We start from the raw sequence: 23,809 nt of genomic DNA, 5'->3' as shown, positions 1-23,809 counted from the left end.
TGGGTATCACCGTGTTCGGCTTCCTGCGTGAGGAGCGTTTGCGCAAGAGCCAGCAGCTTTTGGCCGGCAGTCATCTGAGCATCCAGGATATCGCCGAACTGGTCGGTTTTCGCAGTCCCGCCAACTTCGCTACTGCTTTTCGCGAGAAAACCGGTATGACGCCTACTGCCTTTCGTAAGCGAGTCCAGAGCGAGCAGCAGTGATTCCCGTCTCGCTGTAGCAGGGTTGTGCCCTCAGCCAAAAGAATGAGGCTCTCTACCAAAGGTTCCTGCCAGCTTCTTGTGGAAAAATTGCGACGGCCGGCATGTCTGGCTATCGAGACGTGTCAATTTCAGATCGGTTGATTGATTTGGGGACGGGTCGATGGGCGGTACCAGGACTCTAAAAGAATCCCATATCTTGCTGATACATCCCCGACCGGAAGAACTGCGTGTGTTGTTGAGCCAGATGCAGTCCGCCGGGGTACGGATATCCATGGCGACCACATCTCAGCAGGGATTGCAGCGTGCACAGGCGCTGCCTCCCGATCTGATTCTGCTCAATGTGCAGATGCCGAAGATGGATGGCCTGACGCTATGCCGGCTATTGCGCGAAACCCCCGCCGCGCGGCATATCCCCATCATTTTTCTCAGCACGGTCTCGACGGTTGAAGATCGTCTGCAGGGTTTCGCTCTGGGTGCTGTCGACTACGTTACCCAGCCTTTCGTCCCGGAAGAAGTCATGGCTCGCATCTGTATCCATCTGGCTCGGGGCGTGCAGCGTACCGAACAGCGGGACCCGCCTGACCAGCAACTCCCGCAGGACGCCGATGAAATCACCCTGCGTGCTGCCATGCGTCTGATCGACCAGCAACTGGACGCCCCGCCGCCGCTGAGGGAAATAGCGCGGCTGGTCGGCACCCATGGCAAACGGTTGACGACCATCTTCCGTCGCTATCTGGGTGTGACGGTATATGCCTATATCCGCGAGCAGCGCCTGCGCAAGAGCCAGGAGCTGCTGGCCAGCAGTAACGCAACCATCCAGGACATCGCCGATCTGATCGGCTTTCGCAGCGCGGCCAATTTTGCCACGTCTTTCCGCGAGCGTACGGGGATGACGCCAAGTGTCTTTCGCAAACAGATCCGCGAGATGAAGCAGTGGGGGGGCGCTTGACGGCCATGATCCGTAACACCGCAGTGGGCACAGGGTTTCGGGCCCTCGCGCAAAGACATTATCCGCTCCGCCAAAAGTGGCGGTGCACTCTTTTTGCTCCAATACCGGTTTCAGCGGCCGCCCGGCTGCCGGGTCATCGGTGACAGAACACGTAACTCGAGTCAATTGAGAGGAAAGCATGCATAAGGAAGCTCCCTTCGTCCGTCTGGCACTTGCAGTTTGCCTCGGGATAGCCCCCATGATGGCTCCGGCTGCGGAGCAGAGTACCGATCTGCTGTCCGTGGTCCAGACCACGCTGGATACCAACCCCGAGCTGCGCGCACACCTGGATGCCTTCCATGCCTCGACCGAGGATCGCCGGGAAGTGTTCGGAGGCTACCTGCCGAGCATCGACCTGAGCGCCTCTGTAGGTCAGGCCAACCGGCAGTTCGACAACCGCAGTGACTATTCCCGCAATTACGCAGAAATCTCGCTGACTCAGATGCTGTTCGACGGCTTCCGTGTGCGCAACGCCTTGGCCAAGGCGGACCACACCAGCCGTGTGCGTTACTACGAGCTGCTCGATGAAGCCGAGACCAAGGCCCTTGAGGCCAGTGAGGCCTATCTCAGCGTGCAACGTCACCGCGAGCTGGTGAAGCTGGCGCAGGACAACCTGGCCAACCACCAGCGTGTCTATGAGCATGTCGGCCAGCGCGCCGAGCGTGGCGTCAGCAACCGCGCCGACCTGCAGCAGATTGAGGGCCGCCTGTCACTGGCGCGCTCCAACCTGATGACCGAAGTGGCCAACCTGCAGAGTGTGACCGCTCGCTACCAGCGCCTGGTCGGCCAGCTGCCAGCCGAGCAACTGCAGCCCTATGAGGTTCCAGCGGCGCGGATACCAGCGGAGCTCGGCCAGGTGCTGAGAAACGTCTACGCTAACAACCCGGCGCTGTATGCCGCCTTCGAGAACACTGAGGTGGCCCAGGCGGCGCTGCGCGAAACCAAGGCCAACCGTTACCCGACGCTTGAATTGGGCATGCGCCACGGTACCTACAAGAACAACAACAGCTTCGACAACCGCACTGACCCCAGCTCCTACGGAGACGAGAGTATCATCGAGCTGCGCGCTCGCTACAATCTGTACCGCGGTGGTAGCGACCGCGCCGCCGAGCGCGCTGCCTGGCAGCGCATCAGTCAGGCCGAAAGCCTGCGAGACAAGACCTGCGTCGACCTGCGCCAGACGGCGACTATCGCGTTTGGCGATGTGCTCAACCTGCAGGGCCGCCTGGCTTCGCTGGAGCGGCATCGCACCGCTTCCGCCGCGGTACTGGTCGCCTACCGCGAACAGTTCGATATCGGCCGTCGCTCGCTGCTCGACGTACTCGACTCCGAGAACGAAGCCTTCCAGGCCGAGCGCGCTTATACCAACGGCCGGTACGACCTGCAGATCGCCCGGCTGTATACCCTGCACAGCATGGGCGAGCTGATGAATACCCTGTCGCTGTCCAGCGACGCCATCCCGCCGCTGGAAGATCTGCGCGCCACCCCGGCCCATGACGCGGCCAGCCGCTACTGCGAAGTGGTTGCCGGTGGTGTGCTGGATATCGACCAGTACCTGCAGCCCCAACGTGCCCAGCAGGTGGTCAACCTGAGTGGTGACGTCCTGTTCGATGTCGGCAGCGCGGCGATCCGTCCGGGCACCGAAGCCCGCCTGCAGAACCTGCTGCAGCGCGTACAGGAGCAGGGCGAGCTACGCTCGATCACCATCGTTGGGCATACCGACAGTACGGGCTCGGCCAGCCTGAACCGCGAGTTGTCGCTGGCGCGGGCGGTATCGGTGCGCGAGTTCCTGATCCAGCAGGGCGTCGAGCGGACGATGATCACGGTGGCCGGCGCTGGTGCCGATCGCCCTGTGGCCAGCAACAACACTGCTGAAGGCCGGGCAGAAAATCGCCGGGTCGAGCTGCATATCAATCGCGCCGAATAAGCAGCTGGTCCTCTGAACGGGTCCCGTCTGCAGCGGCGGGCTGTCGTGCAGCAAAACGGGGTGTAGCGCGCCTGCGCTACGCCTGCAGCACCGCACAGGGCCGTCGTCAAGCGGGTGCTCGACACCCCGTTTTTGATGAGGGCCGCGTCTCGCGGCGATAGGGTGAGCATGGACACATTACCTGACGACGCGCTGGCCACCTGCCTGTCATGGCTGGCCAGCAGGCATGGAGTGACCACCAGCAGGGATGCCATCGTTGATGGCCTCGCGCTGGTGGACGGCCGCCTGTCGCCTTCACTCTTTGCCGAAGCGGCGCAGCGCGTTGGCCTTGTAGCCAGCGTCGCGCGACAGCCGCTGGCGCGCCTGAACCAGCTTTTGCTGCCCTGCGTGGTGCTGCTCAAGGACAATCGCGCCTGCATTCTACGCCAGCTGGATACCAGGGGCAGTCAGGTTGAAGTGCTGTGGCCTGAGCTGGGCATGCAGCCTCAGCAACTGACCCTGGAGGAGTTCAATACCAGCTACAGTGGGCTGCTGATCTACTGCCGTCCGGCTTTCCGCGCCGAGAACGGCGACACCATCACCGATGTCGAGGACGATACCCGCGGACACTGGTTCTGGAGCGTGATCCGTACCAACCGCCCGGTCTACCGCGATGTGCTGCTGGCGGCGCTGTTCATCAACCTGTTCGCCCTGGCCATGCCGCTGTTCGTGATGAACGTGTATGACCGGGTGGTGCCCAACCAGGCTACCGATACCCTGTGGGTGCTGGCGCTGGGCGCGGCGATCATCGTCTGTGCCGACCTGCTGCTGCGCCTGTTGCGCAGCTGGTTCGTCGAACTGGCCGCCAGCCGTGCCGATATCAAGCTATCGGCGCGGATCATGCAGCGCATCCTCGGCATGCGCCTGGAGCATCGCCCGGCCTCGGTCGGCTCCTTCGCCGCCAACGTGCAGTCCTTCGAGTCGGTGCGCTCGTTCATCGGCTCGATGACGGTCACCGCGCTGATCGATCTGCCCTTCTTCCTGCTGTTCGCACTGATCATCCTGCTGATCGCCTGGCCGATGGTGATTCCGGTGCTGGTCGGTGCGGCGCTGATTGTGGTCTACGCGCTGTCGGTGCAGGCGCGCATGCGCCACCTGAGTGAGACCATGAACCAGGCCAGCGCCCAGCGTAATTCGGGGCTGATCGAAAGCCTGGGCAGCCTGGAAACCCTGAAGAGCTTCAATGCCACCAGCCGCATGCAGAGCAGCTGGGAGCAGGCCACGCGCTTTCTCTCCGGTTGCGCCGGCAAGCAGCGCCTGCTGGGCATGTCGGTCGGTGCGCTGGCTTCCTGGGTCCAGCAACTGGTGGCGGTAAGCATGATCATCGTCGGTGTGTACCTGGTGATTGACGGGCAGATCAGCCAGGGCGCCCTGATTGCCGCCTACATGCTGTCGTCCCGGGCGATGGCGCCGATCTCGCAGACCGCCTCGCTGTTGACTCAGTACTACCAGGCGGCCACCGCACTGGAGTCGGTGGAGCAGCTGATGGCCAACGAGCAGGAACGCAAGCCCGGTCGCCAGCTCATCAGCCGGCCGCGGCTGCGCGGCGAGATCGAGCTGCGCAACGTCTGCTTCGCCTACCCGGGTGAGCAGCGCAACGCGCTCAGCGGGGTCTCCCTGCATATCCGCGCCGGCGAGCGGGTCGGCATCCTCGGTTGCAACGGCTCGGGCAAGACCACCCTGGAGAAACTCATCCTCGGCCTGTATCAGCCCACCTCCGGCCAGGTGCTGGTCGATGGCGTGCATCTGCAGCAGATCGACCCCGCCGAGCTGCGCCGCAGCATTGGCTACATCCCCCAGGACGTGCAGCTGCTCAGCGGCAGCGTGTACGACAACATCACCCTGGGCCTGCAGCAGCCGAGCAGTGAGCAGTTGCAGCAGGCGATCAATATCGCCGGGCTCAAGGCGCTGGTCGGCAACCACGCTGATGGCCTGTCGATGCCGGTGGGCGAGCGCGGCAGCCGGCTGTCCGGCGGCCAGCGCCAGGCGCTGGCGGTGGCCCGGGCGGTGATGGCCGACAGCAGCATGCTGCTGTTCGACGAGCCGACCAGCGCCATGGACAGCGCGCTGGAAAACCACGTGCGCAAGGCGCTGATGCAGTTCAGCCAGGGCCGTACCCTGCTGCTGGTCACCCATCGTGTCAGCCTGCTGGAGCTGGTCGACCGGCTGATCGTCATGGACGCCGGGCAGATCATCGCCGATGGCCCGAAACACAAGGTGCTGCAGGCACTGGAGCAGGGCAGCATCGCGAGGGCCGCGCCATGACCGAGCGCCAGCAGCAGGACCAGGGCAAGCTCGCCGAGCAGCACGGCTTCGAGCAGGTCGAGCGGCTGAGCCGGCTCGGTGCGGTGGGCGAGCGCGGTGTCGACCGGCTGTTCGCACCGCTGTTCGCCGCCTTCCGCCGGCAGTCCCGCGACTGGCAGCAGGATGCCGAGCAGGCCATCGAGCAGCAGCAGGTGTTGCGCGCCCGTAGCCTGCTGTACGTGATTGTCGCGGTCTGCCTGATATTGCTGGTCTGGGCGGCGCTGGCCGAGGTTGATGAGGTCACCCGTGGCGAAGGCAAGGTGATTCCCTCGCAACAGCTGCAGATAGTGCAGTCGGTGGATGGCGGTGTGGTGCAGGAGGTGCTGATCCGCGAAGGCGAGCAGGTCGCCCAGGGCGAGGTGCTGGTGCGTATCGATCCAACCCGCTTCGTCGCCAGCTTCCAGGAGGGCAGCATGCGCGCCTTCGCTCTGCGCGCCAAGGTCGCCCGGCTGCGCGCGCTGATCAACGACCAGCCCTACGGCGTGATTCCCGACGACAGCCTGAATGCCGCCCAGCAGCAAGTGCTTACCCAGGAAGAGAACTACTACTATGCCAGCATTGGTGAGCTGGAGCAGCGCCTGTCGGTGGCCCGTGAGCAGCATGCCCAGCGCCACCAGGAACTGGACGAGGCCCGCGCGCGTCTGCGTGCCGCCGAGCAAGCCTACCGCATGTCCAGCCAGGAGCTGAACGTGACCCGTCCGCTGCTGGCCTCCGGCGCCGTATCGGAAATTGATATCCTGCGTCTTGAGCGTGACCAGGCCGCCGCCGATGGCGAACGGCGCTCCGCCGCAGCCCGCGTCCGCCAGGCCGAAGCCGGGATTCAGGAAGCCGAGGCGCGCATGGCAGAGGTAGATCTGAGCATGCGCAACCAGTGGCGTGCCGAGCTGAGTCAGGCCAACGCCGAACTCAACAGCCTCAGCCAGAACGTCGATGGCCTGGCCGACCGGGTGAAGCACGCGGAGATCCGCTCCCCGGTCAACGGTACCGTGCAGCGGCTGCTGTACAACACCATCGGTGGCGTGGTGCAGCCGGGCTCGGCGGTGGTCGAGATCGTCCCCGCCGACGACCGCCTGCTGGTGGAGGCGAAGATCGCACCCAAGGACATCGCCTTCCTGCGGCCGGGGTTGCCAGCGACTATCAAGCTGCACGCCTACGACTTTTCCATCTATGGCGGGGTCTCCGCGACCCTGCAGCACATCAGCGCCGACACCATTACCGACGAGCGCGACAACACCTATTACCTGGTGCGGGCCATGACCACCGACGGCGACTTTATCGAACGCCTGTCGGTGATCCCCGGCATGACCGCACAGCTGGACATCATGACCGGCAAGAAAAGCATTCTGTCGTATCTGCTCAAACCCTTGTTGCGCGCCAAGGCCAACGCCTTGAGCGAGCGCTGAAACTATTGGTGGCGGCGACTGCCGTCTTGATATCGTGATCGAGGTCGTTATGAATACTCTGGCAACCGTAGTAACCCTGACTGGCCGTGCCTGGGCTGTGACCGCTGACGGTCAGCGCCGTAAACTCAAGGAGGGTGATCGCCTGCGTGGCGATGAGATGCTGGTGACCGAACCGGGTGCCCGGGTCGATCTCGATTTCGACAACAACCAGATGCTGACCTTCCTTGGTGAGCAGCAACAGAACATTGGTGAGGCGATCGAGTTCGCCCAGGCCGAGCTGCCACCCTCCGCACCGCGCCCGGCGGCCGAGGGTCGCCAGCAGCCTCAGGCTCAACCTGCGCAGGCGGACGTCGAGCCGGAAGGACACAAGTTCGTCCAGCTGGTACGCATCAACGAAATCATCGAAGCCGACGGCATCACCCCGCTGACCATCGCGCGCATCCAGGAAGTCCTGCGCCCGCTGGGCATGAGCCTGCCCGAGCGGGTCTATGATCTGGACGAGTGGCGTGAGCATCGTGGTGGTGACGAGCGGTATGAAGACGCACCAGCGGCACGCCATCCCGGCCTTACCGTCGAATTGCAGGGTGCCGGCCCGGATGGTATCTACAGCGAAGCTGAAATCGGCACGGATGGCACAGTACCCGCCGAGGTGACCCTGGATGACAAGGTACGGGTTGGGGATCGGCTGGTCATCAAGGACGGCAAGGGCAATATCCTGCTCGACCGTCCCGTTACCCAGAATGACCTGGACAATGGCGTCACCGTTGAAGTGCCGGTGGTACCGGGTGACCGCAACGTCACCGTCGAGGCAACTGTCACCACACCCAGGGGCTATACCGGCCAGGACCGGGATGACAAGCCGGTGGATAATCTGCCGCCCGATGAAGTAACCACCCTGCCTCCCCAGGACAGCGAGGACGCGGAGTCGATCAGCCTCGACCTTGGTAGCTACTTTGAAGATAACGTCGACGGCAAGGATCTGACCTACGATGTCACCGGCCTGCCGCCGGGGCTCAGCTTCGACCCCGATACCGGCATCATCACCGGCACTATCGATCGCTCCGCCAGCCAGGGCGGCCCGGATGACGACGGCATATACAAGGTCACTGTTACCATCACCGACAAGGTCGGTAACCAGACCACCATCGACTTTGACTGGACAGTGACCAACCCCGAGCCGGAAGCCAGGGATGACCGCCAGACCATTGATGAGGATACGGTCGCCACGGGTAACGTGCTGACCGGGGCAGGCAACGATCCGGGGGTCGATGGTAGCGATAGCGATCCGGATGGTGACGATCTGACGGTCACCAGCTTCACCATCGGCAATGACCCTACCGTATACCCGGCCGATGGTACTCCTGTCTCCGTTGAGGATGCCGATGGCAATCTCATTGGCGAGATCACCCTGAACGAAAACGGTGACTACAGCTTCACCCCGGTACCTGACTGGAACGGCAGCGTACCCGATATCCACTACACCATCAGTGATGGAGAGGGTGGTGAGGACGAGGCTCGGCTGAGCATTACCGTTGCGCCGGTGAATGATCCGGTGGAGCTGGAAAACATACCCGATCCGAACGATCCGAACGACCCCGGCTACCCGGCAGTCAATGACCCGACCGACCCGAATGATCCGGCGCGGGGCAATGCCAACGACCATGTGGTATTCGAGAGCGCCCTGCCCGGCGGCTCGGACCAGAGCTCAAACCAAGCCGACCTCAAGGTCGAATCCAGCTTCACCATCAACGCACCGGACGGCCTGCACGGCAGTCAGGGGCTGGTGCTGACCTACACCAATATCAATGGTGAAAGCCGCACCCTGAACCTGGGCAAAAAACAGATCGAACAGCTGGGCAGCAACAACCAGACCGTGGATACCCAGTACGGCAAGCTGGTACTCAACGGCCACACCCTGAACGCCGATGGCACCATCAGCATCGACTATGAATATACGCTGGAGCGTGCGCCGGAGGTCGGGGGCGATCATGTTGACGACAGAATCAATATCGCCGTCCGGGATAGCGATGCCCATCATCCGTCTGATACTGACAGCAAGGATCTGGTGATCCGGATCATCGACGATGCTCCGGTGGCCCGCAACGATGCCAACGGCATTGATGAAGATACCGCCGTTCCGGTGACCGGCAACGTCATCGCCAACGGCTCGACGGGTGATGTGGCTGATACCCAGGGTGCCGACGGTGCCAGGGTAACCGGCGTCACCGCTGGCGATCAGACTGGGGGCGGCCACGTGGCCGATGGAGGGGTGGCCGGCAATATCATCGGTGACTACGGCACCCTGGTGCTGAATGCCGATGGCAGCTACAGCTACGAGCTGGACAACAGCAACCTGGCGGTACAGGGCCTGCACCCGGATGATGCGCCGCTGACCGATGTATTCACCTACACCATCACCGATGCCGATGGCGACCAGTCCACTGCGACCCTGACCATCACTGTCAACGGCAGCAATGACGGCGTCACGGTCACCGTACCTGACCCGAACGATCCGGCTGACCCCAACTACCCGACAGTCAACGATCCGGCCGACCCGAATGACCCGGCGCGGGGCAACGTGAATGATCATGTGGTGTTCGAAAGCGGTCTGGCTGGTGGCTCTGCGACCAATGCGGATGACACCCGAGTTGTATCCAGCTTCACTCTGAGCGCGCTGGACGGCCTGGATGACACCGCCGCCATCACCATCGAGGTGGCGGGCAACAGTCTGACCCTGAGCAAGGCCGAGGTCGAAGACCTGCTCAACAACAATCAGTCCATCACTACCGAATACGGTGAGCTGCTCCTCAACGGTTACACCCTGAATGCCGATGGCAGCATTACCATCGACTATGAATACACCCTGACCAGCGCCCCGGATAACACCGGTGGCAATGGCGTCCATACCGACGACACTATCCGCATCACCGTCAATGATCGGGATACCGATAGCGACAGCCAGGATCTGGTGATCCGCATCATCGACGACGCCCCGGTGGCCCGTGACGATGCCAACGCCATCGACGAAGATGAGACGTCCGTCAGCGGCAATGTCATCGCAGGCAGCATGACTGGCGATGTGGCCGATACCGAGGGCGCCGACGGCGCCACGGTCACCGCCATTGTCAGCGACAACGACGCGACCAGCACCGCCACCACCAATGCTGATGGTGACCTGGTGATCGAAGGCGAATACGGTACCCTGACCATCCAACCGAATGGTGAATATGAGTATGTACTGAACAATGACAATGCGGAGGTCAACAAGCTCAAGGATGGCGAGACGCTGACTGAGGAGTTCACCTACACCCTGACCGACACGGACGGTGACAGCGATACAGCCAGGTTGACCATCACCATCAATGGTCGCACCGATGCCAGCCCGAGTATCGTGCCGGAGGATGACAACGGCAATGGCGCTATCGACGGCCATAACACGGTCAATGAGAGCGGCCTGGCGGGAGGTTCCACAGCGGGCGATGGCAGCAATATCGTCGATGGCACCATCCAGATCAGCGCCGGCGATGGCCTGGGCAGCATTACCATTGGCGGCCAGAGCTTCACCCTGGCCGAGCTGCAGGCGCTGAGCGCGGGCAGCCCATCGGCAGCCATCGCGGTCGAAGGCGGCACCCTGGTGCTGACCGGCTTTACGCCCGGAACTTCCGTCGGTGGCGTGCCGACCTCCGGCACCCTGCAATACACCTACACCCTGACCGGTGAGCGTACTCACAGTACCCAGGGTAATGATGACGTCCTGCTGAATATCCCGCTGAGCGTCACCGATGCGGGTAACGAAACCGTCGACGGCACCCTGACCATCCAGGTAGTGGATGATGTACCCACTGCAGCGGATGACACTGCTGATGTCGCAGCAGGCACCTTCGAACTGGTGCAGGATGGCAACGTGCTCGACAACGATGCCAAGGGCGCCGATGGTGCCAGGGTCACCGGTATCCAGCATGCAGACGACGCCAGTGTGACGTCAGTACCGGGCACCGGCAACCTGGTTATCGATGGCGCCTACGGCAAGCTGACCATCCATTCCGACGGCAGCTACAGCTATCAGCGCAACCCCGGCACCGAGGGTGGCGTGGAGGATGTATTCGAGTACACCATCACCGACGGTGACGGCGACACCAGCAGTGCAAGCCTGACCATCAGCATCGCTGACAGCGCGCCGACGGTCACTATTCCTTCCGCAGGCGGTGCGACTACCACCGTGCACGAATCCGGCCTGCCCGATGGTTCGGACAATATTCCCGATCGCGCCACCACCAGTGGCAGCATCGAATTCAACTCGGCGGATGGGCTTGGCACGGTCAGCCTGGGTGGGCATACCCTGACCGAGATCGACCAGACCTTCTCCACCACCGGCCCCGCAGGCAGCCTGACCGCCCGCTACGAGTACGACCCGGTTACCGGCAAGGGCACCATCCATTACAGCTATACCCTGGAAGAAACCACATCCGGGGATAACACCTCGGCCAGTTTCCCGGTGGAAATCACCGATCAGGATGGTGATGCGGCACCCTCGGGTAATCTGGTCATCAATATCGTCGATGACACACCGACTGCTGCACCTGACCAAGCCACCGTAACTGAAGGCGCTACCTTGACCGTGGATGCCGCCAACGGCGTGCTGGAAAATGACGCTGCCGGCGCGGACGGCTGGCATGACAGCGGCAATGCGGTGGTGGACGTTACCAGCAATAACCAGCCGAGTAATACCGCTAGCACCGTAGGCGGTGTCTTGGTGATTCAGGGTGAATACGGCACTCTGACTATCGCGCCGGATGGTAGCTACACCTATGAGTCCCGCGCCAATGCGGTAACCGGCGACGAGCAGGACGTGTTCACCTACACCGTCCGCGACGCCGATGGGGATGAGACCACGGCTACCCTGACCATCAATATCAGCGACGTAACCGGCATCTCACGTGATACTACCGGTACCGTTGATGAAGCTGGCCTGCCCGCTGGTTCCGATGCCTCCTCGGACAAGGAAACCACCGGTGGCAGCCTGAATCTGGCTGATGGCTGGACTGTGGACCCGAGCAGTGTAGGTAATCAATCAAGCGGTATTGGCACCCTGACCATCAATGCTGATGGCAGCTACAGCTATGAGCTGACCTCCCGTACCGAGGATGTTGCCGGTGTCGAGGAAACCGATACCTTCACCTATACGGCCAGGGATCAGTACGGCAATACGGTCATCAACACCGTCACCATCACCATCATCGACGACGTGCCCAGCGTCACCCTGACCGGTAACGCACTGGGCGAGGTGCAGGTGGATGAAACCACACTGGGCGACTCAGCTTCGGCTGACTTCTCCGGTGCCTTCACCCATCACTTCGGTGCGGACGGTGATAACGGTGATGGCCTGGTCTACACCCTGGAGGTGGATACCGCCGCAACTGGTCTGCTGGATACCGAAACGGGAGACCCGATTGTTCTGGTTGCATCGCCTGATGGTCTGACCGTAACGGGCCATGTAGGTGATGATAGTGGTCCGGCGGCCTTCACCATCTCGGTCGATGCCAACGGAGAGGTCACCCTGACGCAGAACAGACCTCTGAAGCACAGCGATCCGAACAACCATGACGATGTTCTCACCCTGCCCGCTGGCAGCCTGAAACTGACCGCCACTGCCACCGATGGCGACGGCGATACCGACTCCGCCTCGGTGGATATCGGCGGACGCTTCAGCTTCAGGGACGATGGGCCGACCATCGGTGCGGCACCGGCGCCTGGGGTCGTGGACGAAGCCTATCTGACCACCGGAAGTGGCGATGGAACCGCTGGCCTGTCCACTGAGACCGGGGCTGATCTGGATGTCGACTTCGGCTCCGACGGACAGGGTTCATTGGTGTTCTCCGAAGATCAGGTGGCACTGCGCAACTGGCTGGATGCCAGCGGTAACACCGATATCACCATTACTGGTACCGGTACCGACGTGCTGAGCGGAACCCGTGGCGGGCAGGAGATATTTACCGTCACCCTGACGGTCAATGCCAGCGGCCAGGCCAGCTATCACTTCGAACTGAAAGGTGCGCTGCTGCACAGGAGTCACACCCAGGACCATGAGCTGACCTTCAGCTATGAGGCAGTGGACGGTGATGGTGATCGCGCCAATGGCACCTTCCGGGTGGATGTGAAGGATGACGAGCCGCGTACCAAGATCACCATCGATGTAGATGAAGATGACGCCAACGGACCATTCACTACCTCGGCGGATGCGACCCAGGACAACACCACCATCAGTATGACGGCTGGTGGCCCGGCGCTTTCTGGCACGCTCAATGGCAATGACCTGGACTACGATGTTGACCACGGTACCGTCACCGTCCATGAGGATGGTCGCATTACCTATACGCCCAACCCGGACTACAGCAACCACGGCAGCCCGGACAAGTTCTACGTCACCGTGACCGAAGATGATGGTACTTCACAGACCATCGAGGTTACCGTCAATGTCATTCCGGTGGCGGATGCGCCGGAGCTGACCGTGGATACTAGCTCGGTAACCACGAATGAGGACGAGGCGATCGCGCTGGGTCTGAATGCACCGAAGACGACTGACGATGACGACCAGAACGGTTCTGGTACGGCGGGCGACAACCCTGAGCGCCTGGGGCCAATTACGCTCAGCGGCTTCCCGGCGGGTGCGCAATTGCTGGACGGCACTGTTAGCGATAGCCCCCTGCATACCTTTGATGGTACTGGCTCGGTCACCATTGTCATCAGCGACAATGTAGATGGCCCGCACTTCAATGGTGCTACCGGCACATTGACGCTCACCACTGCGCAATACGAGGCGCTGAAGGTACTGCCTCCGGCTGAAAGCAGTGCGAACTTCACTGTTGACGTCAGCGTGATCAGCTATGAGGTGGACGAGTCGGGTAATCCATTGACTACGGACGTGAATGGCGACCCGATCGATGGTGCCGAATCCACCGTCAGCGTGACCGTCAATGTCCAGGCCGTGACCGACGGCATCGACCTGACAATCCACAATGGCGATGACAACTATGTGGATGCGGATTCGACAGCTAACGCAGTGACGCTGCCCGCTTTCGATGAAGATGGCTCCATCAACCTGAAGGACTATCTGCAGATCACGCTTGATGAGACGGGGGATGGCAATAGTGGTGCTGATACCGATGGCAGCGAGCAGCGTTGGTTCGAGGTATCGGGGTTGCCGGTGGGTTCGACCGTTAACGGTACGGAAATCACCAGTGTCGGCCAGTCGGTGCGGGTTGATATTCCCAATGACTACAACGGCGCATCACCCAGCCTGCCGGACATTGTGATCCAGCCGCCGGCGGACTTCAGCGGTGATCTTGACGGTGTCCGGGTCACCCTGTACGCGCAGGATAGGGACAGCGACGGTCCGAACCCGCTAGGAACCCAGATTTCGGATTCGGTTTACCTTAATCTGCGTATCAATCCACAGGGTGGTGACGTGGCAGCCGATGATGTCACCACCGAAGAAGATACGGCGGTGGCCTTCCTGAAGCATGTTCGCGTTACCGATACCGGCACTGGTAATGAAATCATCACCGAGGTTGAGTTCAGCCTGCCCGATGGCTGGGTGCTGGTTGACAAGCCTGCGGGCGAGGGCACTGGCTGGGCGATGACAGGCTCCGGTACAACGGTTGACCCCTACATCATCAGTTCTCTGAACGGCACAGACCTGAAGGAGGTGTTGGGTGATTTCACTGTCTTGCCGCCTGCTCACAGCAGCAAGGATGAGGATATCGTCGTCCGGGTCACCAGCACGGATACCAATACTGTTGGTGGTAACTCGGTACCGCATTCGGACTGGCGTGATCTGACCATCAAGGTAGAGGTAACGCCCAAAGGGGAGCGAGTCGAGAATATTGGCAATCCTGATCGGGATACCGATGGTAATAACAACCCTGACCTGACCATGACCCCGGGCCGTGACTACACCACGCCTGGCGAGGAGGATGAGTGGTTCATGCTGGGCCAGGAGGCTGGCTTCAACCTGAAGGATGGCTGGAGCAACGAAGATGGCCGAGGTGTGGAGAATGGCGGTACAGCCGGTAGTGGCAGCGAGCAAACCTTCGCCCTGCTGACTCCAAACCTGATCGCGGGCGATGGCAGTCAGGCCGATGCTACTGGTTCGGAATTTCAATGGGGACCGGTGGTTGGCCCAGATGGTGCCCGTCAGTTCAGCGAAGTGTTTGGCGGCGACCCGATTGAAGTACCCATCGAGTATCTGAACACCCTGGAGTTCAAGGCAGCACCGCACTTCTCCGGTATGTTCGAGATCAAGGTCCAGGCCAAAACCGTGGACTACGACGAAGACTATCCCGGCGATGAAAGCCGTGCTGATGTGCAGGTCAGCGGTGACGCGACCCTGACCAATATCCTGATTGCACCCAAGGCCGATACCGTCACCGCCACCGTCACGGCGCGGGTAGAGGGCGATGAGGATGAGCGCATGCCGCTGTCTATTCGCCCGAAGTCATCCGACCCGTCGGAGAGCTTCGAGGTGGATATCGACGGCATTCCAGATGGAGCAACCCTCTGGTATGACGGTGTGGAGCTGACGTCCGATGCGGATACCTCGGCATGGCCGAACATCAGCATTACCGACAATGGGGATGGTACCTGGAAAGTCGAGTTCACAGACTTCGATCCGTCCAAGGGCGCTGCAATGGAGATCCGGGCGCCGCAGGATTCCAACGAGCCTTTCGACCTGGATATAGCTATTCGCTCGGTGGACGAACTGCATATCCCCAATCCGGGTGGTACGCCGGATCCCATCACCCACAGGGATGTTTCCAGTGATTATCCCCTGACCATCACAGTCGCACCCAAGGGGATTGCGGACGAAGCGATCATTGATCTGATTGATTATGACGACCCGATAACGGGTGTTGATCCCTTCACCGAGGCGGATGTGGATGCGGCGGGCGGGGTCATGCTGAGCGCTCTGATCGTCAATGCGGAGCTGAAGGATAATGACGGCTCCGAGACCCTGACCTTCAAGATCAGCGGCCTGCCGGATGGCTTCAGCATCGAGGGTGCCACCTTTATGGGTGGCAGCGGTACCGCCCGCGAATGGTCGCTGACCAAGGCGCAGCTGGCTGGCGCCAAGCTGGTAACGCCGCCCAACTTCAATGGTAGCCAGACCTTCGACTTCTACTCGGTCACCACGGAGGATGACAACCACTCGCTGACCGAACAGCACAGCGTGGAACTGCGGGTCAGCCCCTCGCCGGAGGCGACCATCAACCTGGAAGCCAGCATCGATGAGGATGTCAGCACTCGGCTGGACTTCAGCATCCAGCACCGCAATGGTGATAACGATGAGGTGTTGGAAGAAGTATGGATCAGTGCCGCTGACCTTGCTGCCCTTGCTGCCCTGGGTGATCTGAACCTGACCTATGGCCAGAATGGGCCATCCCTTGCCGCTGCGGCGGCGGATGCAGGTAACACGAGCGTTGTGCTGGACAATGGCTGGTACAAGCTGACCGGCGTGGCCATCGACCATGTCTACGCCCAGGGCAGGGAGAACTGGCATGGTGACGCCAGCTTTGGCGTGCACTATGTGATCAGGGACCCGGCCCTCGACAGTTCAGTCAGCGATGTCAGTGAGGGCTTCGATGGCACCTATGAAGTGACTGTCAACCCGATAACCGACCAGGTGACGTTGGTGGATCCTGCTGATATCAGCCTGGACAGTCCGGGCAATACCGGTATTACGCTGGAGATCGGCAATACCGGCGCTGACTATGACGGCAGTGAGCAACTGACCCGCATCATCCTGGAACACGTGCCGGAAGGCGTGGTGGTCGTGGGGACGGCCGACTACGATGTCGATTTTGTCGGTGATGGCACCTGGGTGCTGATACCCTCTGGCGGCAGCTTTACCGGCTTGTTGACGACCAGTATCGCGCTGCAGGTGTATGGTCGGGCTGGTGAGCTGAACGATCACCAGATCAGGGTCACCGTGGTGACCGAGGATGCCGGTAACGGTGCGGAGTCCCGTGCCAGTACGGAGGTGGGGCTGACCACCAACTTCGCCGGGGGTGGTCCAGATGCCCCCGCCATTATCGAGCGCTGGGAGCAGACCTCTTTCGAGCCGACCGAGGATGTCGCCTTTAATCTTGGCCAGGCCATTGATGCCAAAATCGATGCGACTGGCGTTACCAACAGTGGCTTCACCATCACCTTGACTGACCTGCCGCCAGGTACCCAGGTGACCGGCATGACCCGCACCATGGTTAATGGCGAGGAGGTGTGGAGTGTGTCCGGGCAAGGGGGCGACGCTGAACTGCAGTCTCTGCTGAGTAGCATAACGGTGACCCCACCATTGGACTGGAACAGCAATAAAGGGCCATTTGAATATAACGCCAGACTGACAACCCATACGCCCACAGGTGGCCTGGCCCAGGCAGAGTTGGCGGTTGATCAGACGGTGATACCGGTCACCGATCACGCTGCCATCAGTATTGATATGCCAGCGGTGGATGAGGGTAATGACCTGGCCATCAGCATCAATGTCAGCAACCCGTCGGATGATCCCGACTGGGAACTGATCGACGGCAACCTGTACCTGGAGCTGGACGAGTCGGGGATGAGTGCCGGTGGCGGTATGTTGCTGGATGCATCCGGCAATCCACTGATTCCGGCTCCCGACGGACGTTACATTATCGAGAATGTGACACCCGGTACTCCCATCAACCTGACTTATCGGCCATCCGGTCCTTACGTCAGTGGCAGTATCAGCCTGGAGGCCAGTGTCACCGGGCAGGAAAACGGGGCTGCCGGCTTGCTTGAGACCACGGTATCCCAGCAGGGTGATGTCAACCCGATCAACAATGGCTATGACTTCGACGTCAACACCAGTAGCGGGGATGAAGCGCCAGTAGCAGCGGATAAGGAGCATGCCATCCGGTTGAATATCACGGGCAACGGGCTGGTGGATGATGATGGTTCGGAAAGTATCACTGCCATCCTGCTGAAGAACCTGCCCAATGACTTCCTGGTCTTCGTGGGTGAGGATGCCGCTTCGGCAATTCAGGTGGAGATGGCCAATAACGCCGGTGGCTCGGGAACCAATACCTGGGTGCTGGAGCCGGGCGCCGATGGCAACCTGCCGCCGTACATTGCCATCCTGCCGCCGAAGAACTGGAATGGTACCCTTGAGGATCTGGAGTTGACGGTCATCAGTGGTGAAGGCAGTCGCTCCGACCGTGCGACGGATACCCGTACCTTCAACCTGGAGGTGAACCCGGTGGCCAATGGGCTTGCCATCAACCCGACGCCCAGCTTCGGCAGGGAAGGGGAGATCATCGGTCTCAACCTCAATGCCCGCTTCGAGGACCTGCGCCAGGCCGGCACCACGGATGAGTCGGTAGAGCGGGCAACGGTTGAGCTCAAAGGGCTGGGTGAGCACGCCGCCATCTATATCGGTGGAAACCTGATCATGGACCGGGTCACTTACGATGAGGTGAACGATGTCTACACCATCACTGGCCTGACCCAGGATGAACTCGACCAGTTGGGCTTCGTCCAGGCAGCGGGTGATATCAACAACCTGCAGGTGCGTGCGCGGACCGAGGAGTATGATGAAAGCACAGGCCAGCCTGTTGCCGGCGTCGAACCATCGGATTGGACGCATGGCACTGATGATGTCTGGGCCGGAGCACCAGTCTCCACCAATATCACTGCCCAGTTCGGTACCTCGGGCGCTGATGAACTGCTCTGGACCGGCCAGGGAATCCTTAACGGGCGTGGCGGTGACGATACCGTCCAGCTGCGTTTTGGCGAGAGCCTGGAGGGTTCTGACCTGGCAGCCCACCTGCGCAATATCGAGATGATTGACCTGAGTATCGAGGGAGAAAACCGTATCGAAGGACTGAAGGTCGAGGATGTGCTCGCCATGACCGACGACCGCGATACTCTGAAGATCTTCGGCGATTCAGAGGACGCGGTGAGCCTCGATGATCCGAGTGCGTGGACTCATACAGGGGAGGAAACAGAGGAGGGTAAAACCTTTAATGTCTACGAGGGGGGAGGAGCGACCCTGTGGGTAGAGCAGGGCGTCATCATAGACTAGTCCGAGGATGGTCGGGCAAATGCCCGACCTCCCGTTTCTCTCAACGGATGCTCGGTGTTTCTTTGTCGTATCGTGGGGAGTAGGAGGAGGGCTCTCCCGGCAACGCCGGTTGACCCTCGAACCTCCCCCGCTACTGGCGTAGAATCCCGCCAATGGACATTTCACATCTGCTCAACTCCCTCAATGATGCCCAGCGCCAGGCGGTTACCGCCGCTCCGGGCCAACAGCTGGTGCTGGCCGGGGCCGGCTCCGGCAAGACCCGGGTACTGGTGCACCGCATCGCCTGGCTGGTGGAGGTCGAGAAGGCCTCGCCCTGGAGCATCCTCTCGGTCACCTTCACCAACAAGGCCGCGGCCGAGATGCGCGAGCGCATCGAGCAGTTGCTCGGCATCTCGCCCCGGGGCATGTGGGTGGGCACCTTCCACGGCCTGGCCCACCGGCTGTTGCGCGCCCACTGGCGCGAGGCCGGGCTGGTCGAGCAGTTCCAGATTCTCGACAGTGACGATCAGCTGCGGCTGGTCAAGCGGGTGATCCGCGAGCTGGGGCTGGACGAGAACCAGTGGGCGCCGCGCCAGGCCCAGTGGTGGATCAACGGGCAGAAGGACGAGGGCCTGCGTCCGCAGCACATCCAGCCCGCCGGTGACCTCTACCTGACCACCATGCTGCGCATCTACAGTGCCTACGAACAGGCCTGCGCCCGCACCGGGGTGATCGATTTCGCCGAGCTGCTGCTGCGTTCGCTGGAGCTGTGGCGCGACAACCCTTCGCTGCGCGAGCAGTATCAGGCGCGCTTCCGGCATCTGCTGGTGGACGAGTTCCAGGACACCAACGCCGTGCAGTACGCCTGGCTGCGCCTGATCGCCGGCAGCAATCCCAGCCTGATGGTGGTGGGTGATGACGACCAGTCCATCTACGGCTGGCGCGGCGCGCGGATCGAGAACATCCAGCAGTTCCATCAGGACTACCCGAACGCCGAGTTGATCCGCCTGGAGCAGAATTACCGCTCCACCGCGACCATCCTCAAGGCGGCCAACGCGCTGATCACCAACAACGCCGGGCGCATGGGCAAGGAGCTGTGGACCGAGGGTGACGAGGGCGAGCCGATTGCCCTGTACGCCGGTTTCAACGAGCAGGACGAGGCGCGCTACATCACCGACCGCATCAGCGAGGCGATAGGTCAGGGGCTGGCGCGCAGCGAGATCGCCATCCTGTACCGTTCCAACGCCCAGTCCCGGGTGCTGGAGGAGGCGCTGCTGCGCGCGGCCATTCCCTATCGTATCTACGGCGGCCAGCGCTTCTTCGAGCGCGCCGAGATCAAGAACGCCATGGCCTACATGCGTCTGATCGCCAGCCGCGGCGATGACGGGGCGCTGGAGCGCATCATCAACGTGCCGGCACGGGGCATCGGCGAGCGCACCGTGGAGATCCTGCGCCAGCACGCCCGGGAACAGGATGTGTCCATGTGGCAGGCGGCCTGCGACCTGATCGACCACAAGGGGCTGCCGGGCCGCGCCGCCAATGCGGTACAGGGCTTCATGCAGATGATCGAGGAGCTGGCTGAGCGGGTCGAGGGCGTGCCGCTGTACAGCATGGCCCAGCAGGTAATCGAGCACAGCGGACTGCTGGAATTCCACCGCAACGAAAAGGGCGAGAAGGCCCAGGGTCGGGTGGAAAACCTCGAGGAGCTGGTGTCCGCCGCCCGCGCCTTCGAGAACGAGATGGTCGAGTTCGAGGAGGAGGGCGACGTGCTGCTGGCCTTCCTCGCCCATGCCTCGCTGGAGGCCGGGGAAACCCAGGCCGACCGCTTCGAGGACAGCGTGCAGCTGATGACCTTGCACAGCGCCAAGGGGCTGGAATTCCCGCTGGTGTTCCTCAGCGGCATGGAAGAAGGCCTGTTCCCGCACAAGATGAGTCTGGAGGAGCCGGGCCGGCTGGAGGAGGAGCGCCGGCTGGCCTATGTCGGCATCACCCGGGCCATGCAGCAGCTGGTCATCACCTGGGCGGAAACCCGCCGGCTGTACGGCAGCGAGACCTTCAACAAGCTGTCGCGCTTCGTCCGCGAGATTCCCTCAGAGCTGATCCGCGAAGTGCGTCTGGGCAACCAGGTCAGCCGTCCCTTCGGCCCCGGCCGGGGCAAGGGCGCCATGTTCAGCCAGGAAGCCACCGAGAGCACCGGCTTCGCCCTCGGCCAGCGGGTGGTGCACTCGCTGTTCGGTGAAGGGGTGGTGCTCAACTACGAAGGCCACGGCGCCCAGGCGCGCATCCAGGTCAACTTCGACGATGAAGGCAGCAAGTGGCTGATGGTGGCCTACGCCAAGTTGCAGGCACTCTGACCGGTGGCGATGGGCGGCCCTGATCGGTCGTCCGTTATTGATCCTGATCAGTACCCCGCTGCGGGCGGGGAGTACAGTGGAGAGGATTCTGCTTCTCTGCAGAAGGCTGTTCCCTGTTTCCTGTCAGGAGGTGTTCCATGGCTGAGATGATGAGGGCGGCAGTGTTTGTCGAGCCCGGACGTATCGAGCTGGCGGACAAGCCCATCCCCGATGTCGGGCCCAATGATGCCCTGATCCGCATTACCACCACGACCATCTGCGGCACCGATGTGCATATCCTCAAGGGCGAATACCCGGTTGCCCCGGGGTTGACCGTGGGCCACGAGCCGGTGGGGGTGATCGAGAAGCTGGGCAGCGCGGTCAAGGGTTATCGCGAAGGGCAGCGCGTAATTGCCGGGGCCATCTGCCCGAACTTCAACTCCTACGCGGCCCAGGACGGAGTACCGTCCCAGGATGGCAGCTATCTGACCGCCGATGGCCGCTGCGGTTGCCACGGCTACAAGGCCACCGCCGGCTGGCGCTTCGGCAACCTGATCGACGGCACCCAGGCCGAGTATGTGCTGGTGCCCGATGCCGAGGCCAACCTGGCGCCGATTCCCGATGGTCTGACCGACGAGCAGGTGCTGATGTGCCCGGACATCATGTCCACCGGATTCAAGGGTGCGGAGAATGCCAATATCCGCATCGGCGATACCGTGGTGGTCTTCGCCCAGGGGCCGATTGGCCTGTGCGCCACCGCCGGTGCCCGGTTGCTCGGGGCAACCACCATCATTGCCGTGGACGGCAACGACCACCGGCTGGATATCGCCCGGCAGATGGGCGCCGATGTCACGCTGAACTTCCGCAACTGTGATGTGGTGGACGAGGTCATGCGGCTGACCGGAGGCCGCGGCGCCGATGCCTCGATCGAAGCGCTGGGCACCCAGATGACCTTCGCCCAGGCACTCAAGGTGCTCAAGCCCGGTGGCACCCTGTCCAGCCTGGGGGTCTACTCCGAGGATCTGGTGCTGCCGCTGGATGCCTTCGCCGCCGGTCTGGGCGACCACAGGATCAATACCGCACTGTGCCCGGGTGGCAAGGAACGCATGCGCCGGCTGATGAACGTGGTGGCGTCGAACCGGCTGGATCTGGGCGTACTGGTCACCCACGAGTATGCATTGGATGACATAGTCGCGGCCTACGACCTGTTCGCCCACCAGCGTGACGGCGTGCTCAAGATCGCCATCAAGCCCTGAGCATGCGAAGGCCGGTTCCCCCGGCCTTCGCTTTTCATCTGGTTGCCGCCGATTGGTCAGGCGCGGCACATCCCAGTAGACTCTCCGGTTTCCGCTAACGCTGCAATCCGGAGAGAGTCCGCATGGCCAGACCCCGTTTCCTGCCCGACAACTTCACGCTGTGCCTGGTTGGCGCCATGGCCACTGCCAGTGTGCTGCCGGTGCAGGGCCAGACGGCGGTGGTCTTCGGCTGGATCACCAACCTGGCCATCGGTCTGCTGTTCTTCATGCACGGGGCCAAGCTGTCCCGGGAGGCGATCTGGGCCGGGGCGACCCACTGGCGACTGCATCTGCTGGTGTTTTCCTGCACCTTCATCCTGTTTCCGGTACTGGGGCTGCTGCTCAAGCCGATTCTCGCGCCGCTGATGGGGCACGAGCTGTATCTGGGCATGCTGTTTCTCTGCGCCCTGCCGGCTACGGTGCAGTCCGCAATCGCCTTCACCTCACTGGCCCGGGGTAATGTCGCCGCTGCGGTGTGCAGCGCTGCCACCTCGAGCCTGCTGGGTATCTTCGTCACGCCGCTGCTGGTGATGCTGTTGCTGGGGGCCGATGCGGGCAGCGGCGATACCCTGGACGCCATCGGCAAGATCACCGTGCAGTTGCTGCTGCCTTTCATTGCCGGCCAGATTGCCCGGCGCTGGATCGGTGGCTGGGTGGCCGATAACAAGAACTGGCTGAAGAATGTGGATCAGGGCTCGATTCTGCTGGTGGTATTCGGTGCCTTCAGTGCGGCGGTAGTCGAAGGCCTGTGGCAGACCATTCCGCTGCTGCAGCTGGGTGGGCTGATCCTGGCGTGCTGCATCCTGCTGGCCGTGGTGCTGGTACTGGTGGAGCAGCTGGCGCGGCGGCTGGGTTTCAATACCGAGGACCGCATCACCATCCTTTTCGCCGGCTCGAAGAAGAGCCTGGCGACCGGTGTGCCCATGGCCCAGGTGCTGTTTGCCGGGGGCAGCATGGGGGCGATGATCCTGCCGCTGATGGTGTTCCACCAGATCCAGCTGATGGTCTGTGCGGTGCTGGCCGAGCGTTACGCCCGCGGCCCGGAAACCGAGGTGGCAGAGGCGGTACCCGAGCGCTGAGTGGTCTGAGCCTGGTTCGGTCATCGCTCGGAATAGTGTGGGAGCCCCCGCCCCGGGGGCGAATACTGCCGGCAGCTCGGAGTAGCCGGAAGGTTCAATCGCGCCGGGGGCGACGCTCCTACAGGGGGTGGGGCCAGCCGGGTGGTTTGGTTATCACACCGA

9 protein-coding genes are annotated in these 23,809 nt (G+C 62.0%); all 9 read left to right on the top strand.

Going from position 1 to position 23,809, the window contains the following annotated elements; translation table 11 throughout:
* Nucleotides 1-11: 11 nt before the first annotated feature.
* The 9 genes from BM046_RS16405 to BM046_RS10795 all read left to right on the top strand — a co-directional run bounded on the left by BM046_RS16405 (nt 12) and on the right by BM046_RS10795 (nt 23,647).
* Complete coding sequence (locus BM046_RS16405; RefSeq protein ID WP_235818627.1) at nt 12-203, top strand: helix-turn-helix transcriptional regulator; 192 nt, start codon at nt 12-14, stop codon at nt 201-203.
* A gap of 160 nt (nt 204-363) precedes the next feature.
* Nucleotides 364-1,152 carry a response regulator transcription factor gene (locus BM046_RS10830; RefSeq protein WP_090539383.1) on the top strand — a complete coding sequence of 263 codons (789 nt, stop codon included), beginning with the start codon at nt 364-366 and terminating at the stop codon, nt 1,150-1,152.
* Nucleotides 1,153-1,390: 238 nt separating this feature from the next.
* Nucleotides 1,391-3,118: a TolC family outer membrane protein gene (locus BM046_RS10825; RefSeq protein WP_177197844.1), complete on the top strand. Its 1,728-nt coding sequence runs from the start codon at nt 1,391-1,393 to the stop codon at nt 3,116-3,118.
* 168 nt (nt 3,119-3,286) lie between these two features.
* Nucleotides 3,287-5,422, top strand: a complete 2,136-nt coding sequence (locus BM046_RS10820) for a type I secretion system permease/ATPase (RefSeq protein ID WP_090539378.1) — start codon at nt 3,287-3,289, stop codon at nt 5,420-5,422.
* Complete coding sequence (locus BM046_RS10815; protein ID WP_090539376.1) at nt 5,419-6,864, top strand: HlyD family type I secretion periplasmic adaptor subunit; 1,446 nt, start codon at nt 5,419-5,421, stop codon at nt 6,862-6,864. The genes BM046_RS10820 and BM046_RS10815 overlap by 4 nt, the downstream gene beginning before the upstream one ends.
* A gap of 49 nt (nt 6,865-6,913) precedes the next feature.
* Nucleotides 6,914-18,961, top strand: coding sequence for a DUF5801 repeats-in-toxin domain-containing protein (locus BM046_RS10810; RefSeq protein ID WP_090539375.1), 12,048 nt, complete (start codon nt 6,914-6,916; stop codon nt 18,959-18,961).
* Between the two features lie 152 nt (nt 18,962-19,113).
* The gene (gene uvrD, locus BM046_RS10805; RefSeq protein WP_090539372.1) at nt 19,114-21,294 is read left to right on the top strand and encodes a DNA helicase II; all 2,181 of its coding nucleotides are present in this window, start codon (nt 19,114-19,116) and stop codon (nt 21,292-21,294) included.
* 137 nt (nt 21,295-21,431) lie between these two features.
* On the top strand, nt 21,432-22,529 hold the full coding sequence (locus BM046_RS10800) for an NAD(P)-dependent alcohol dehydrogenase (RefSeq protein ID WP_090539370.1): 1,098 nt from the start codon (nt 21,432-21,434) through the stop codon (nt 22,527-22,529).
* A 122-nt stretch (nt 22,530-22,651) separates the two neighbouring features.
* Complete coding sequence (locus BM046_RS10795; protein WP_090539368.1) at nt 22,652-23,647, top strand: bile acid:sodium symporter family protein; 996 nt, start codon at nt 22,652-22,654, stop codon at nt 23,645-23,647.
* Nucleotides 23,648-23,809: the final 162 nt, after the last annotated feature.

Origin of the sequence: Halopseudomonas formosensis, assembly GCF_900115905.1 — a bacterium.
GTDB lineage: Bacteria > Pseudomonadota > Gammaproteobacteria > Pseudomonadales > Pseudomonadaceae > Halopseudomonas > Halopseudomonas formosensis.
Note: the sequence above shows the minus strand (reverse complement) of the source record. Positions and strands in the feature narration are given on the sequence as shown.

Coding starts and splice junctions, on each gene's coding strand:
- BM046_RS10830 (WP_090539383.1), top strand. CDS start 364: ATGGGCGGTACCAGGACTCTAAAAGAATCCCATATCTTGCTGATACAT.
- BM046_RS10825 (WP_177197844.1), top strand. CDS start 1,391: ATGATGGCTCCGGCTGCGGAGCAGAGTACCGATCTGCTGTCCGTGGTC.
- BM046_RS10820 (WP_090539378.1), top strand. CDS start 3,287: ATGGACACATTACCTGACGACGCGCTGGCCACCTGCCTGTCATGGCTG.
- BM046_RS10815 (WP_090539376.1), top strand. CDS start 5,419: ATGACCGAGCGCCAGCAGCAGGACCAGGGCAAGCTCGCCGAGCAGCAC.
- BM046_RS10810 (WP_090539375.1), top strand. CDS start 6,914: ATGAATACTCTGGCAACCGTAGTAACCCTGACTGGCCGTGCCTGGGCT.
- uvrD (WP_090539372.1), top strand. CDS start 19,114: ATGGACATTTCACATCTGCTCAACTCCCTCAATGATGCCCAGCGCCAG.
- BM046_RS10800 (WP_090539370.1), top strand. CDS start 21,432: ATGGCTGAGATGATGAGGGCGGCAGTGTTTGTCGAGCCCGGACGTATC.
- BM046_RS10795 (WP_090539368.1), top strand. CDS start 22,652: ATGGCCAGACCCCGTTTCCTGCCCGACAACTTCACGCTGTGCCTGGTT.